The sequence below is a fragment of the Streptomyces viridochromogenes DSM 40736 genome (assembly GCF_000158955.1).
GTDB classification, from domain to species: domain Bacteria; phylum Actinomycetota; class Actinomycetes; order Streptomycetales; family Streptomycetaceae; genus Streptomyces; species Streptomyces venetus.
In genome coordinates, this window is sequence record NZ_GG657757.1 from 1,924,745 (window position 1) to 1,938,563 (window position 13,819).

A 13,819-nucleotide genomic window follows, 5' to 3' on the forward strand; every position below is an offset into this window, starting at 1 on the left:
CGTAAGGTTCACGCCATCGCCGCGACACCCACTGTTCGCTGTCCGCAAGGCGGACCTCAGGGGCGCTGCGACCTGCCCGCCGGATACGGTGGAACCACCATGAGCGCTTCGCAGACCTCGTCCTCCGACGTCCCCACCCTCCTTGTCAAGATTTTCGGCAAGGATCGGCCGGGCATCACGGCCGGACTCTTCGACACCCTCGCCGCCTACTCCGTCGACGTCGTCGACATCGAGCAGGTCGTCACCCGAGGCCGAATGGTGCTCTGCGCGCTCGTGACCGAGCCGCCCTCGGGGCTCGAGGGCGATCTGCGGGCGACCGTGCACAGCTGGGCCGAGTCGATGAAGATGCAGGCGGAGATCATCTCCGGCCTCGGCGACAACCGGCCGCGCGGGTCGGGCCGCTCCCTGGTCACCGTGCTGGGGCATCCGCTCACGGCGGAGGCGACGGCCGCGATCGCCGCGCGGATCACGAAGACCGGCGGCAACATCGACCGTATCTTCCGGCTCGCCAAGTACCCCGTGACGGCGGTCGAGTTCGCCGTGTCCGGCGTGGAGACCGAGCCGCTGCGCACCGCCCTGGCGACCGACGCGGCGAAGCTCGGCATCGACGTGGCGGTCGTCGCCGCCGGTCTGCACCGGCGGGCGCAGCGCCTGGTCGTCATGGACGTCGACTCCACGCTGATCCAGGACGAGGTCATCGAGCTGTTCGCGGCGCACGCCGGCTGCGAGGACAAGGTGGCCGCGGTGACGGCGGCCGCGATGCGCGGGGAGCTGGACTTCGAGCAGTCCCTGCACGCGCGGGTGGCGCTGCTGGAGGGGCTCGACGCCTCGGTCGTGGACAAGGTGCGCAGCGAGGTGCGGCTGACGCCGGGAGCTCGCACCCTGATCCGTACGCTGAAGCGGCTCGGCTACCAAGTCGGTGTGGTCTCGGGCGGTTTCACCCAGGTCACGGACGATCTGAAGGAGCGGCTGGGGCTGGACTTCGCCCACGCCAACACGCTGGAGATCGTCGACGGCAGGCTGACGGGCAAGGTCACCGGCGAGATCGTCGACCGCGCGGGCAAGGCGCGGTTGCTGCGGCGGTTCGCCGCCGAGGCGGGTGTGCCGCTGTCGCAGACGGTGGCGATCGGTGACGGTGCGAACGACCTGGACATGCTGAACGCGGCCGGTCTCGGTGTCGCCTTCAACGCCAAACCGGTGGTCCGCGAGGCCGCGCACACCGCGGTGAACTTCCCCTTCCTGGACACGGTCCTGTACCTGCTGGGCGTCACCCGGGAAGAGGTCGAGACGGCGGACACCCTCGACGCGGTCTGAACCCGCCAACGCGGTCCGACCGGCTGCCGGCCGGCCAGGAGGGCCCGGTACCGGTGCGGTGCCGGGCCTCCGTCAGCGCCAGAGGGTCACTCGGTCGGTGCCCAGTAGTCCTGCAGCGTGGCCACACCCGGCTCCACGCTCTTCCACGAGCCGGAGAAGGACAGCACGGCGAAGGCGGCGGCCGGGAATCCGCGGCGGCCCATCCGCTCACGGGCGTCGTCCTCGGCCGAGCCCGCGAGGATCTCCGCGAGGCCCTGGACGCCCGGGTTGTGGCCGATCAGGAGGACGTTCTGGGCGTCGTCCGGGGTCTCGTTGAGCACGGCGATCAGTTCACCCGGCGAGGCCTCGTAGATCCGCTCCTCGTAGACGGTTTTCGGCCGGTGCGGGAACTCCTGGACGGCGAGCTTCCAGGTCTCCCGGGTCCGGACCGCGGTGGAGCACAGGGCCAGGTCGAAGGGGACGCCGGTGTCGGCGAGCCTCCGTCCGGCCTCCGCCGCGTCCTTTCGGCCCCGGTCAGCGAGCGGACGCTCGTGGTCGGTCACCTGTGGCCAGTCGGCTTTCGCATGGCGGAAGAGGACAATCCTGCGGGGTTCTGCGACGCTCATGAGATCCAGCTTCGCATGAAACACGCCATGTGGCGCAGGGAGTTGGCCACCGGTCTTTTGCCGTGCTCAGCGGGATATCAGCTGCTGCATACGCTCGAAGAGCTGGGTGATCGCGGGGTCACCGGTGGCCGCGTGGGCGTCGGACGGGTTCAGGATCAGGGCGAGCAGTGCGGCGAAGGCGAGCGTGGGCAGGGCGAGGGCCCACCAGGGAAGCCGGCTGTCGGCGCCGGCCCGGGTGGCCGGGTGGAGCCTGGGGTGCGTAGGGGCCGACATGGGTGCCTCCGCTCTTCGAGTGGTGGTGGCCCGCGTCTCGCGGTCACACAACGAAGCTACGGAACCGGCGGCGGCCAACCCATCCGGTGGTCCACCCACTTGACCCTGACCCTCACCCCCTAGGGGACAGGGGGGCTAGCCCCACCACGGGCCGCATACGGGCCGGTCGGCCGGACGAGCGGCGGTCATGGTGAGGCGATGGTCGCGATCACGGCGATGACGATGAAGATCGCGAAGAAGGAGCCGAAGACGAGCAGCATCTTCTTCTGACCGTGCTGGGGATTCGGGTCGAGCACTGGCATGGGGCAAGTCTCGCACCCGACGCCCGCACCGGCCGCCCCGGGGTGAGTTCGACGCCCGGGGACGGGCTCAGCGCCCCGCCTCGGCCTCCACCGTGCGGTCCCGGCCCGCCAGGAAGCCGACCACCATCTGCGGGATCATCAGGGCGCTCATCAGCGCGATCGGCAGGCCCCAGCCGCCGCTGTGCTGGTACAGGACACCCACCAGGAGCGGTCCCGGAATGGAGATCAGATAGCCGGTGCTCTGCGCGAACGCCGACAGCTGGGCCACGCCCGGTCCGGTCCTGGCCCGCATGCCGACCATGGTGAGAGCGAGCGGGAAGGCGCAGTTGGCGACGCCGAGCAGCAGGGCCCAGGCCCAGGCGCCGGCGGCCGGTGCGAGGTACAGACCGGCGTAGCCGGCGAGGCCGCAGACGCCCAGGGCGAGCACGATCGGGCCCTGGTGCGGCAGTCGTGTGGCCAGGCGCGGTATGACGAACGCCAGCGGAATGCCCATCGCCATGGTGACCGCCAGCAGCAGCCCCGCGGTGCCCGCGGGTACACCGGCGTCCCGGAAGATCTGCGCCATCCAGCCCATGGTGATGTAGGCGGCGGTGGCCTGGAGCCCGAAGAAGACGGCCAGTGCCCAGGCGGTACGGCTCCGGGTGATCCGCAGCCGCGGCGCCTCCTCGCGTGCGGGGTCGGCCGATGCGGAGGCCTGCGTCTCCTCGCGCTCGGGCTCCGTCCCGGGGGCCGATACGCGTCCGCGTACGAACGGCAGCCACGGCAGGATCGCGGCCACCGCGAGGCCCGCCCACAGGGCGAGGCCGGACTGCCAGTTTCCGCCCAGCGCGTCGGTCAGCGGCACCGTGACCGCGGCCGCGAGGGACGTACCCAGGGCCAGCGCCATGGAGTACAGGCCGGTCATGGAGCCGACGCGGTCGGGGAACCAGTGCTTGACGATGACCGGCATCAGGACGTTGCTGACCGCGATGCCCATGAGGGCCAGGGCGCTGGCGGCCAGGAATCCGGCCGTGCCGCCGGCGTACGGCCGGATCAGCAGGCCGGTGGCGATGGCGACCATGCCGGCGCACACCACGGCGCCTGGGCCGAAGCGGCGGGCGAGCCGCGGGGCCATGACGCCGAAGAGGGCGAAGCAGAGCGGGGGGACGGAGGTGAGCAGCCCGGCCACGCTGCCGCTCATGCCGAGCCCGTCGCGGACTTCTTCCAGGAGCGCGCCGAGGCTGGTGATGGCGGGGCGGAGGTTCAGCGCGGACAGCACGATGCCGAGGACGAGCAGCCGTTTCGTCCACGCGTGCGTGGACGGGCCGCCGCGTTTCCCGGCGTCGTGCGCGGCCGAGCTGCGTACGGTCGGGGGCGTCATCGTCCGGGTTTCCTCACTAGCCATGAGACCCATCATAGAATCATAGGATGATTGACTGTCCACTCCCGTCCAACCCCCGGACGCCCGCGGGCGCTCCGGACGTGGGAAGGTGAGTCATGCCCCTGAGCCATCCCCGACGCTCCGCGCTGTCCGAGCAGGTCATCGCCGCACTGCGGGCGCAGATCACCTCGGGCGAGTGGCCGATCGGCTCCCGCATCCCGACCGAGCCCGAACTGGTCGAGCAGCTCGGCGTCGCGCGCAACACGGTCCGCGAGGCCGTCCGCGCGCTCGCGCACAACGGCCTGCTGGACATCCGGCAGGGCTCCGGAACCTACGTCGTGGCCACCAGTGAGCTGGCCGGTGTGATGCAGCGGCGGTTCGCCGGCGCCGATCCCCGGCACATCGCCGAGCTGCGCTCCACGCTGGAGTCGTCCGCCGCCCGGCTGGCCGCCGAGCGGCGCACCGAGAAGGACCTCAAGCAGCTCGACGCGCTGCTGCTGCGGCGTGAGGAGGCCTGGGAGTCGGGTGACGCGGAGGCGTTCGTGGCCGCGGACGCGACCTTCCACCTGGCCGTGGTGTCGGCCTCCCACAACGACGTCATGACCGCCATGTACGCGGACCTGGGCGAGGTGCTGCGGGACTGGCTGCGGGAGGACGTCGGCGAGGAATTGACGCCGGAGACGTACATGGAGCACGGAGGGCTGCTCGACGCGATCCGCGCCGGGGACGCGGCGCAGGCGGCGACGGAGGCCGCCCGCTACCCGTTCCTGTGCCGGCTGGCCGGGGTCAGCTCCCCCGCTGGTGACTGATCCACGCCTCGCCGACCTCTTTCCAGCAGCGTCCCGTGAGCCGCACGGTCAGTGCGGGCCAGGTCTCCACCGGGGAGCTGTCGGTGTCGATGTCCCACCAGCGGGCGCACTCGACGTGCAGGCTCACGCGGTCGACCACGGGGTACGGGTTGTGGCAGTAGGCGGTCACCCGGGAGCCGGTGACGCGGATCCGGCACGCGGCCCCGAAGGGCTCCGCCGGCTTCGCCGCCTCCTGCTCGCGGGTGGGCACGCGCGCGTGGGGCACCGCCTCGTACGAGAGGGTCATCACGAGAGCGACGGCGAGGGACAGCGAGGCCGTTCGGCGGGACAAGCGCACAAGGGGACCTCCTCGGCCGTGCTGGGGAGGGGATCGCGTGGTGAAGGCTTCATCCAGAGTGACCGCTCGTGAGCCTGCGCGCCCGGCCGGTGGGCCGAACGAGTGACGCCCCGATCCCCGCGCGGTGCGGGGAACGGGGCGTCGGCGTCGCGTTGACGCGGGCGGAGATCAGGCGCCGATGGCGTGCAGACCGCCGTCCACGTGGATGATCTCGCCGGTGGTCTTCGGGAACCAGTCGCTCAGCAGGGCGACGACGCCGCGCCCGGCCGGCTCGGGGTCCGCCAGGTCCCACTCCAGCGGGGCACGGCTGTCCCACACGGAGGCCAGCTCGCCGAAGCCCGGGATGGACTTGGCGGCCATGGAACCGAGCGGGCCGGCCGAGACCAGGTTGCAGCGGATGTTCTGCTTGCCCAGGTCACGGGCCATGTAGCGGCTGGTCGCCTCCAGGGCGGCCTTGGCCGGGCCCATCCAGTCGTACTGCGGCCAGGCGAACTGCGCGTCGAAGGTCAGACCGACGACGGAGCCGCCGTTCTGCATCAGCGGCAGGCAGGCCATGGTGAGCGACTTCAGGGAGTACGCCGAGACGTGCATGGCCGTGGCGACCGACTCGAACGGCGTGTTGAGGAAGTTGCCGCCGAGGGCGTCCTGCGGGGCGAAGCCGATGGAGTGGACGACACCGTCGAGGCCGCCGAGCTCCTCGCCGACGATGTCGGCCAGACGCCCGAGGTGCTGGTCGTTCGTGACGTCGAGCTCGATGACCTTGGTGGGCTTCGGCAGCTTCTTGGCGATGCGCTCGGTCAACGTCGGCCGCGGGAACGCCGTGAGGATGATCTCGGCGCCCTGCTCCTGGGCCAGCTTGGCGGTGTGGAAGGCGATGGAGGCCTCCGTCAGCACACCGGTGATCAGGACGCGCTTGCCCTCGAGAATTCCGCTCATGGTGATCAGTGACCCATTCCCAGTCCGCCGTCAACGGGGATGACGGCTCCAGTGATGTACGAGGCGTCGTCGGAGGCGAGGAACCGCACCGTCGCGGCGACCTCCTCGGGCTGGGCGTACCGGCCGAGCGGAACCTGCTTCACGATGTTCTCGCGCTGCTCGTCGGTGAGCGCCTTGGTCATGTCGGTGTCGACGAAGCCGGGCGCGACGACGTTGAAGGTGAGGTTGCGCGAGCCCAGCTCACGGGCGAGGGAGCGCGCGAAGCCGACCAGGGCGGCCTTGGAGGCGGCGTAGTTGGCCTGGCCGGGGCCGCCGTAGAGGCCGACGACCGAGGAGATCAGGACGACGCGGCCCCTCTTGGCGCGCAGCATGCCGCGGTTGGCGCGCTTGACGACGCGGAAGGTGCCGGTGAGGTTGGTGTCGACGACCGACGTGAAGTCTTCCTCCGACATGCGCATCAGGAGCTGGTCCTTGGTGATGCCGGCGTTGGCGATCAGGACCTCGACGGGGCCGTGGGCCTCCTCGATCTCCTTGTAGGCCTGCTCCACCTGCTCGGCGTCGGTGATGTCGCACTTGACGGCGAGGCAGCCCAGTTCCGTCAGGGCGGCCGGCGGCTCACCCGAGCGGTACGTGATGGCGACCTTGTCGCCGGCATCGGCGAAAGCGCGGGCGATGGCGAGGCCGATGCCCCGGTTGCCTCCGGTGACGAGAACCGAGCGGCTCAACGGATCACCCTTTCGATAGCGGTCTGATACCCCGCCCGGGCGCCTGGACGAGCAGGCGGCGATGACAGGCGGCTTCCTCGAAAACCTATCGGTCCGGGCATGCCCGCGGACAATCGGGCACCGACAGTGGCGTAGGGGACTCACTGTCGGGTCCCTACAGAAACCCGCGCGCCCGGGTCCGGAAACTCATGGCCCGCGCGCGGGATGGACGACATGATCGGACCAGTCAGGAAGTACGGCAACCACGGTCACCTCGACAGAAAGAGACGGCGGTGCCTCATACCATCGACGAGGCCTTCACGGCCCTCCCCCTACGCCCCCTCGCCGACGCGGCCCTCGCACGCGCGCGTGCGCTCGGTGCCGAGCACGCGGACTTCCGGTTCGAGCGGATCCGCAACGCCTCCTGGCGGTTCCGGGACGCCAAGCCCGCCGGGTCGTCGGACACCACCGACCTCGGGTACGCGGTGCGCGTGGTGCACGGCGGGACGTGGGGTTTCGCGTCCGGTGTCGACCTCAGCCTGGACGCCGCCGCCAGGGTCGCCGGTCAGGCGGTGGCGATGGCGAAGCTGTCCGCCCAGGTGATCAAGGCGGCCGGGTCGGACGAGCGGGTCGAGCTGGCCGACGAGCCCGTGCACGCCGAGCGGACGTGGATCTCGTCGTACGAGATCGATCCGTTCACCGTGCCCGACGAGGAGAAGGCCGGGCTGATCGCGGAGTGGAGCGCGCGGCTGCTGGCGGCCGACGGGGTCGACCATGTCGACGCCTCGTTGCTCACCGTCCACGAGAACAAGTTCTACGCCGACACGGCCGGGACCGTGACCACGCAGCAGCGGGTGCGGCTGCACCCGGTGCTCAACGCCGTGTCGGTGGACGAGTCGAGCGGCGAGTTCGACTCGATGCGCACGCTCGCGCCGCCCGTGGGGCGCGGCTGGGAGTATCTGCGGGGCACCGGCTGGGACTGGGAGGGCGAGCTCGAGCGGATTCCGGAGCTCCTCGCGGAGAAGATGCGCGCGCCGAGCGTCCGGGCGGGCCTGTACGACCTGGTCGTCGACCCGTCCAACCTGTGGCTGACCATCCACGAGTCCATCGGGCACGCCACCGAGCTCGACCGGGCGCTCGGTTACGAGGCCGCCTACGCCGGCACCTCCTTCGCCACGTTCGACCAGCTCGGCAAGTTGCGGTACGGCTCGGAGCTGATGAACGTCACCGGCGACCGCACCGCCGAGCACGGGCTCGCCACCATCGGCTACGACGACGAGGGAGTCGAGGGCCAGTCCTGGGACCTGGTGAAGGACGGCACGCTCGTCGGCTACCAGCTGGACCGGCGGATCGCGAAGCTGACCGGCTTCGAGCGGTCCAACGGCTGCGCCTACGCCGACTCCCCCGGGCACGTGCCGGTGCAGCGCATGGCCAACGTGTCCTTGCTGCCGGACCCGGCCGGGATGTCGACCGAGGATCTGATCGGGGGCGTGGAGCGGGGCATCTACGTCGTCGGCGACCGGTCGTGGTCGATCGACATGCAGAGGTACAACTTCCAGTTCACCGGGCAGCGCTTCTACCGCATCGAGAACGGGCGGCTCGCCGGGCAGCTGCGGGACGTGGCCTACCAGGCGACGACGACCGACTTCTGGGGCTCCATGGCCGCCGTGGGCGGGCCGCAGACCTACGTCCTGGGCGGCGCCTTCAACTGCGGCAAGGCCCAGCCGGGGCAGACCGCGGCCGTGTCGCACGGCTGCCCGTCGGCCCTGTTCAAGGGCGTCAACATCCTCAACACCACCCAGGAGGCCGGTCGATGAGCCCTCGTACCAGCAAGCCGCATGAAGTGGTCGAGCGGGCCCTCGAACTGTCCCGGGCGGACGGGTGTGTCGTCATCGCCGACGAGCAGTCCACGGCCAACCTGCGCTGGGCGCGCAACGCGCTGACCACGAACGGTGTCACGCGCGGGCGCACCCTCACCGTCGTCGCCACGGTCGACGGCAAGGAGGGCACGGCCTCGGGTGTGGTGTCGCGGTCGGCCGTGACCGCCGACGAGCTGGAGCCCCTGGTGCGGGCCGCCGAGGCCGCCGCGCGCGGCGCCGGGCCCGCCGAGGACGCGCAGCCGCTGGTCACAGGCGTCGCGCAGGCGCCGGAGTTCACGGAGGCGCCCGCCGAGACGTCCTCCGCGGTGTTCGCCGACTTCGCTCCGGCGCTCGGTGAGGCCTTCGCACGCGCGCGTGCGGGTGGCCGCGAGCTGTACGGCTTCGCCAACCACGAGCTGGTGTCGACGTACATGGGTACGTCCACGGGGCTGCGGCTGCGGCACGACCAGCCGAACGGGACGCTGGAGCTGAACGCCAAGTCGCCGGACCGCACCCGGTCCGCCTGGGCCGGGCGCTCCACCCGGGACTTCAAGGACGTCGACCCGGCCGCCATGGACGCGGAGCTGGCCGTGCGGCTCGGGTGGGCCGAGCGGCGCGTGGAGCTGCCGGCGGGCCGGTACGAGACCCTGCTGCCGCCGACGGCCGTGGCGGACCTGCTGGTCTACCAGATGTGGTCGGCGTCGGGCCGGGACGCGGCCGAGGGCCGCACGGTGTTCTCCAAGCCGGGGGGCGGCACGCGGATCGGCGAGAAGCTGACCGACCTGCCGCTGACCCTGCGCAGTGACCCGAACGAGCCCGGTCTGGAGTCGGCGCCCTTCGTGATCGCGCACTCCTCCGGGGGCGACCAGTCGGTCTTCGACAACGGGCTGCCGCTGACGGCCACCGAGTGGATGCGCGAGGGCGAGCTGCGGCACCTGACGACCAGCCGGCACAGTGCGGGTCTGACCGGCCTGACGGTGGCGCCGGGCATCGACAACCTGATGCTCGACGGGGGCGAGGACCGCTCCCTGGAGGAGATGGTCGCGAGCACCGAGCGCGGGTTGCTGCTGACCTGCCTGTGGTACATCCGCGAGGTCGATCCGGCGACGCTGCTGCTGACGGGCCTGACCCGGGACGGTGTCTACCTCGTGGAGAACGGTGAGGTGACCGGCGAGGTGAACAACTTCCGGTTCAACGAGTCGCCGGTCGGTCTGCTGGGCCGGGCCACGGAGGCGGGGCGGACCGAGAAGACGCTGCCCAGGGAGTGGGGCGACTGGTTCACCAGGGCGGCCATGCCCGCGCTGCGGGTCCCGGATTTCAATATGAGCTCTGTCAGTCAGGGCGTATAACCTCGTAGTCGGCTGTCACCCGACTGCCCGAAGATCATCAAGGAGACACGAGAACCGTGACGGACATCGTCGACGAGCTGAAGTGGCGCGGGCTGTTCGCCCTGTCCACTGACGAGGACGCTTTGCGCAAGGCGCTCGCGGACGGTCCCGTCACGTTCTATTGCGGCTTCGACCCGACGGCACCATCGTTGCACGTGGGGCACCTGGTGCAGGTGCTCACCGTGCGTCGGCTCCAGCAGGCCGGCCACCGGCCGCTGGCACTGGTCGGCGGTGCCACGGGCCTGATCGGCGACCCGCGTCCGACCGCCGAGCGCACGCTGAACGACCCGGAGACCGTCACCGGCTGGGTCGCCAAGCTGCGCGCGCAGATCGAGCCGTTCCTGACCTTCGAGGGCGAGAACGCGGCCGTCATGGTCAACAACCTCGACTGGACGGAGAACCTCTCCGCGATCGAGTTCCTTCGGGACATCGGCAAGCACTTCCGTGTCAACAAGATGCTGACGAAGGACTCCGTGGCCCGGCGTCTGGAGTCCTCCGAGGGCATCAGCTACACGGAGTTCAGCTACCAGCTGCTCCAGGGCATGGACTTCCTCCAGCTCTACCGGAGGTACGGCTGCACGCTCCAGCAGGGCGGCAGCGATCAGTGGGGCAACCTCACGGCGGGCCTCGACCTGATCCACCGGCTGGAGCCGGACGCCACGGTGCACGCCATGGCTACGCCGCTGATGACCAAGGCGGACGGCACCAAGTTCGGCAAGACCGAGGGCGGCGCCGTCTGGCTCGACCCGGAGATGACGACGCCGTACGCGTTCTACCAGTTCTGGCTGAACGTGGACGACCGGGACATCTCGAAGTACATGCGCATCCTGTCCTTCCGGTCCCGGGAGGAGCTGGAGGAGTTGGAGCGGCAGACCGAGGAGCGTCCGCAGGCCCGTGCCGCGCAGCGCGCGCTGGCCGAGGAGCTGACGACGCTGGTGCACGGCGCCGACCAGACGGCCGCCGTGATCGCCGCGTCCAAGGCCCTGTTCGGTCAGGGCGAGCTGGCGGAGCTCGACGAGAAGACGCTGGCCGCGGCCCTGTCGGAGGTGCCGCACATCCAGGTCGCCGAGCTCGGTCCGGTCGTCGACCTGTTCGCCGAGGTCGGCCTGGTCGCCAGCAAGTCGGCCGCGCGCCGCACGGTCAAGGAGGGCGGCGCCTACGTGAACAACGTCAAGGTCGCCGGCGAGGACGCCGTCCCCGCCGAGGAGGACCTGCTGCACGGCCGCTGGCTGGTGCTGCGCCGGGGCAAGAAGAACCTGGCGGCGGCCGAGGTCACGGGCGGCTGAGAGCACAAGGACACGAGGAAGGGGGCGGTCTCCGGTGCCGGAGGCCGCCCCCTTCGCCGTATGCCCGTCACGCCCTGCGTCTGTCTCCCCGGCTCGCCGTCCAGGCCCGGTCGCCGAGGCCGACGAAGATGATCGCCATCACCAGCTGGAAGACGTGCCGCCACCAGTCGATACCCGATGTGGCGTCGACACCGGCCGCTCGGGCGATGGCGTTGCCGGCGATGGCGCCGATCATGCCCAGGATGACGGTCAGCCACAGGGGGAGGTGCTGCTTGCCCGGGATGATCGCCTTGGCGATCAGGCCGAGCACCAGTCCCACGATGATCGCCCAGAACCAGCCCATCGCTGCCTCCTCGCACGGCTCGAGATGAGCACTACGCCCAGTGTCGGCCGAGGCGCCCTGCGCCGCATGCCGGGGATACGCGTGATGCCGGGGGATACGCGTGCGCGGCACGGCCCGAACCCCTGCCCCCGGCCGACCCGCCCCGCTCTCGTGACCGGCCCGGGCGCGGCGTACCGTGGAAGCTGTCCTGGTCAGGTTCCCCGACCGGCCCGGGACGGCTACGGGGCGGGGAGAGTCCGATACGGGCGGATGGTGGATGCGATGCGGAAGCAGCATGGCGGCGGGCACGTCCAGGTTTTCCGGATCACCGGCGCCCGGGCGGGACTTCAGGACGACGTCCGCGGGCGGCAGCGCCGGTACGTGATCTCGATGACGATCCGCACGATCTCCGTGATCCTCGCGGCCACGCTGTGGAACGTCGAACGGCACGTGGCCATCGTGGCGTTGGTGCTCGGGCTGGTGCTGCCGTACATCGCGGTGGTGATCGCGAACGCGGGGCGCGAGAACGCGCCGTCTCTGCCGTCGACGTTCATCGCACCGCCGGTGCGCCCGATGATCACGCCGCCGGGGTCGCAGGACGGTCCGGCCGGATCCGCCGCGGAAGATGCCGTGTCCGGGCCGGTGCCGGGCGCGCGGACCGAGTCCGGCGAGCGGTGAGGGCTCTCGCGGGCGATCGCGCACGGAAGTCATCTTCGCGCCAAGCTCAAGAAAAGCTCAGATCAATCGTGTTGTTCCGGTGCCGGGCTTGGGGTTACCCGTGACATACTTCGTACGCGCTCCGCATCCCCCGTCGGAGCGACGGACCGACGCCGGGCAGCTCCCCCCGTGGCTGCTCGGCGTCGCCTTTTCTGTGTGCAGTGGTGAGACGAAGCAGTGAGTGACGAGACGCCGATCTGTTCCGCGAAGGGTTGCCGTGTCGACGCGGTGTGGGTGCTCGCGTGGAACAACCCCAAGATCCATACGCCGGAGCGGCGCAAGACATGGCTGGCCTGTGAGGAGCATCGCGAGCATCTGTCGCAGTTCCTCGGGGTGCGGGGGTTCTTGAAGGACGTTGTCCCGTTGAAGGAGTGGGACGAGAGCGGCGGATGAGGTCGCGTGGTCGGCTGCGGGCCGGCTGTGGCCGGCCGCGCAGTTCCCCGCAGCCCTGAGCGCGACGTTCTAACCCCCGATGGCCGACATCGGACGGTCCGGCTGTACGAACGTCGGGTCGTCCAGGCCCGCCCCCGCCTTCTTGCCCCACATCGCCAGGCGCCAGATGCGGGCGATCTCCTCGTCCGGGGCATCCGAGCGCAGCGCGGCGCGCAGGTCGGTCTCCTCTTGGGCGAACAGGCAGGTGCGGACCTGCCCGTCGGCCGTGAGGCGGGTGCGGTCGCAGGCCGCGCAGAAGGGGCGGGTGACGGAGGCGATGACACCCACCACGTGCGGTCCGCCGTTCACCAGCCAGCGCTCCGCCGGGGCCGAGCCGCGCTTCTCCTCGCCCTCGGGGGTCAGCTCGAAGCGCGTGCGCAGGGAGGCCAGGATGTCCCCTGCCGTGATCATGCCGTCGCGCTTCCAGCCGTGCTGGGCGTCCAGGGGCATCTGCTCGATGAAGCGCAGTTCGTAGTCGTGCTCGACGGCCCAGGCGAGGAGGTCGGGGGCCTCGTCGTCGTTGAGCCCCGGCATCAGGACCGAGTTGACCTTGACCGGGGTCAGGCCCGCGTCGCGGGCGGCGTACAGGCCCTCGATGACGTCCTTGTGGCGGTCGCGGCGGGTCAGGGTCTTGAAGACGTCCGGGCGGAGCGTGTCCAGGGAGACGTTGACCCGGTCCAGACCTGCCGCCTTCAGGGCCTCGGCCGTGCGCTTGAGGCCGATGCCGTTGGTCGTGAGGGACATCTGGGGGCGCGAGTCCAGGGCCGCGACGCGCTCGACGATGCCGACCAGGCCGGGGCGCAGCAGGGGCTCACCGCCGGTGAAGCGGACCTCCTCGATGCCGAGTGAGGTGACCGCGATGTCGATCAGGCGGACGATCTCGTCGTCCGTCAGCAGATCCGGCTTGGCCAGCCACTGCAGGCCCTCCTCGGGCATGCAGTACGTGCAGCGCAGATTGCACCGGTCGGTCAGTGAGACCCTCAGGTCGGTCGCCACTCGGCCGTAGGTGTCGATGAGCACGTGGGCCCCCTCCCTAGACGCGGATCGTGCCCGGAGCACGCTTTCTCCGACACCAGCGAGCCTACGTGACCCCGGTGACAACACCGCAGTCCCGATCCCACGACGCGGGACGCGGCCGCGCCGCAGGGACCTGGAGGTTCCTACGACGCGGCCGC

General features: G+C 70.8%; 16 protein-coding genes. 7 read left to right on the forward strand and 9 right to left on the reverse strand.

Features of this window, described 5'->3' with window-relative positions:
- Positions 1 to 99 precede the first annotated feature (99 nt).
- Complete coding sequence (serB, locus tag SSQG_RS08390; protein ID WP_039932159.1) at positions 100 to 1,314, forward strand: phosphoserine phosphatase SerB; 1,215 nt, start codon at positions 100 to 102, stop codon at positions 1,312 to 1,314.
- An 86-nt stretch (positions 1,315 to 1,400) separates the two neighbouring features.
- Here the strand turns inward: serB and SSQG_RS08395 are convergent, their stop codons facing one another.
- The 4 genes from SSQG_RS08395 to SSQG_RS08405 all read right to left on the reverse strand — a co-directional run bounded on the left by SSQG_RS08395 (position 1,401) and on the right by SSQG_RS08405 (position 3,890).
- Positions 1,401 to 1,919, reverse strand: coding sequence for a SixA phosphatase family protein (locus SSQG_RS08395; protein ID WP_003989302.1), 519 nt, complete (start codon positions 1,917 to 1,919; stop codon positions 1,401 to 1,403).
- A gap of 66 nt (positions 1,920 to 1,985) precedes the next feature.
- Entirely contained in the window at positions 1,986 to 2,192 is a 207-nt protein-coding gene (locus SSQG_RS08400; RefSeq protein WP_003989303.1) for a hypothetical protein, read from the reverse strand.
- Positions 2,193 to 2,377: 185 nt separating this feature from the next.
- On the reverse strand, positions 2,378 to 2,494 hold the full coding sequence (locus tag SSQG_RS43395) for an SGM_5486 family transporter-associated protein (protein WP_086025071.1): 117 nt from the start codon (positions 2,492 to 2,494) through the stop codon (positions 2,378 to 2,380).
- A gap of 67 nt (positions 2,495 to 2,561) precedes the next feature.
- Positions 2,562 to 3,890, reverse strand: a complete 1,329-nt coding sequence (locus SSQG_RS08405; protein WP_003989304.1) for a CynX/NimT family MFS transporter — start codon at positions 3,888 to 3,890, stop codon at positions 2,562 to 2,564.
- Between the two features lie 80 nt (positions 3,891 to 3,970).
- Between SSQG_RS08405 and SSQG_RS08410 the strand changes: the two genes are divergently transcribed.
- Positions 3,971 to 4,663 (forward strand): FadR/GntR family transcriptional regulator, encoded by a 693-nt coding sequence (locus tag SSQG_RS08410; protein ID WP_003989305.1) that lies wholly within the window; start codon positions 3,971 to 3,973, stop codon positions 4,661 to 4,663.
- Here SSQG_RS08410 and SSQG_RS08415 read toward each other — a convergent pair.
- The 3 genes from SSQG_RS08415 to fabG form a co-directional block, all read right to left on the reverse strand.
- On the reverse strand, positions 4,641 to 5,000 hold the full coding sequence (locus SSQG_RS08415) for a hypothetical protein (protein WP_003989306.1): 360 nt from the start codon (positions 4,998 to 5,000) through the stop codon (positions 4,641 to 4,643). The genes SSQG_RS08410 and SSQG_RS08415 overlap by 23 nt on opposite strands.
- 168 nt (positions 5,001 to 5,168) lie before the next feature.
- A complete protein-coding gene (fabI, locus tag SSQG_RS08420; protein ID WP_003989307.1) occupies positions 5,169 to 5,936 on the reverse strand; it encodes an enoyl-ACP reductase FabI in 768 nt (255 codons plus the stop codon).
- 5 nt (positions 5,937 to 5,941) lie between these two features.
- Entirely contained in the window at positions 5,942 to 6,661 is a 720-nt protein-coding gene (gene fabG, locus SSQG_RS08425) for a 3-oxoacyl-[acyl-carrier-protein] reductase (RefSeq protein WP_003989308.1), read from the reverse strand.
- 272 nt (positions 6,662 to 6,933) lie between these two features.
- On the opposite strand from fabG, the gene SSQG_RS08430 reads away from it, so the two are divergent.
- The 3 genes from SSQG_RS08430 to tyrS are packed head-to-tail and all read left to right on the forward strand — an operon-like array spanning position 6,934 to position 11,173.
- A complete protein-coding gene (locus tag SSQG_RS08430) occupies positions 6,934 to 8,457 on the forward strand; it encodes a TldD/PmbA family protein (RefSeq protein WP_003989309.1) in 1,524 nt (507 codons plus the stop codon).
- On the forward strand, positions 8,454 to 9,848 hold the full coding sequence (locus SSQG_RS08435) for a metallopeptidase TldD-related protein (RefSeq protein WP_003989310.1): 1,395 nt from the start codon (positions 8,454 to 8,456) through the stop codon (positions 9,846 to 9,848). Before SSQG_RS08430 ends, SSQG_RS08435 begins: the two co-directional genes overlap by 4 nt.
- A gap of 56 nt (positions 9,849 to 9,904) precedes the next feature.
- Positions 9,905 to 11,173, forward strand: coding sequence for a tyrosine--tRNA ligase (gene tyrS, locus SSQG_RS08440; protein WP_003989311.1), 1,269 nt, complete (start codon positions 9,905 to 9,907; stop codon positions 11,171 to 11,173).
- Positions 11,174 to 11,240: 67 nt separating this feature from the next.
- On the opposite strand, the gene SSQG_RS08445 is transcribed toward tyrS, so the two are convergent.
- Positions 11,241 to 11,516 carry a GlsB/YeaQ/YmgE family stress response membrane protein gene (locus tag SSQG_RS08445; RefSeq protein WP_003989312.1) on the reverse strand — a complete coding sequence of 92 codons (276 nt, stop codon included), beginning with the start codon at positions 11,514 to 11,516 and terminating at the stop codon, positions 11,241 to 11,243.
- Positions 11,517 to 11,777: 261 nt separating this feature from the next.
- Between SSQG_RS08445 and SSQG_RS08450 the strand changes: the two genes are divergently transcribed.
- The gene (locus SSQG_RS08450; RefSeq protein ID WP_039934882.1) at positions 11,778 to 12,173 is read left to right on the forward strand and encodes a DUF3099 domain-containing protein; all 396 of its coding nucleotides are present in this window, start codon (positions 11,778 to 11,780) and stop codon (positions 12,171 to 12,173) included.
- Between the two features lie 216 nt (positions 12,174 to 12,389).
- Positions 12,390 to 12,605: a hypothetical protein gene (locus SSQG_RS08455; RefSeq protein ID WP_039932160.1), complete on the forward strand. Its 216-nt coding sequence runs from the start codon at positions 12,390 to 12,392 to the stop codon at positions 12,603 to 12,605.
- Between the two features lie 69 nt (positions 12,606 to 12,674).
- Here the strand turns inward: SSQG_RS08455 and moaA are convergent, their stop codons facing one another.
- Positions 12,675 to 13,664, reverse strand: a complete 990-nt coding sequence (gene moaA / locus SSQG_RS08460) for a GTP 3',8-cyclase MoaA (protein ID WP_039932161.1) — start codon at positions 13,662 to 13,664, stop codon at positions 12,675 to 12,677.
- Between the last annotated feature and the right edge of the window lie 155 nt (positions 13,665 to 13,819).

Coding starts and splice junctions, on each gene's coding strand:
- serB (WP_039932159.1), top strand. CDS start 100: ATGAGCGCTTCGCAGACCTCGTCCTCCGACGTCCCCACCCTCCTTGTC.
- SSQG_RS08395 (WP_003989302.1), bottom strand. CDS start 1,919: ATGAGCGTCGCAGAACCCCGCAGGATTGTCCTCTTCCGCCATGCGAAA.
- SSQG_RS08400 (WP_003989303.1), bottom strand. CDS start 2,192: ATGTCGGCCCCTACGCACCCCAGGCTCCACCCGGCCACCCGGGCCGGC.
- SSQG_RS43395 (WP_086025071.1), bottom strand. CDS start 2,494: ATGCCAGTGCTCGACCCGAATCCCCAGCACGGTCAGAAGAAGATGCTG.
- SSQG_RS08405 (WP_003989304.1), bottom strand. CDS start 3,890: ATGATGGGTCTCATGGCTAGTGAGGAAACCCGGACGATGACGCCCCCG.
- SSQG_RS08410 (WP_003989305.1), top strand. CDS start 3,971: ATGCCCCTGAGCCATCCCCGACGCTCCGCGCTGTCCGAGCAGGTCATC.
- fabI (WP_003989307.1), bottom strand. CDS start 5,936: ATGAGCGGAATTCTCGAGGGCAAGCGCGTCCTGATCACCGGTGTGCTG.
- SSQG_RS08435 (WP_003989310.1), top strand. CDS start 8,454: ATGAGCCCTCGTACCAGCAAGCCGCATGAAGTGGTCGAGCGGGCCCTC.
- SSQG_RS08445 (WP_003989312.1), bottom strand. CDS start 11,516: ATGGGCTGGTTCTGGGCGATCATCGTGGGACTGGTGCTCGGCCTGATC.
- SSQG_RS08450 (WP_039934882.1), top strand. CDS start 11,778: ATGCGGAAGCAGCATGGCGGCGGGCACGTCCAGGTTTTCCGGATCACC.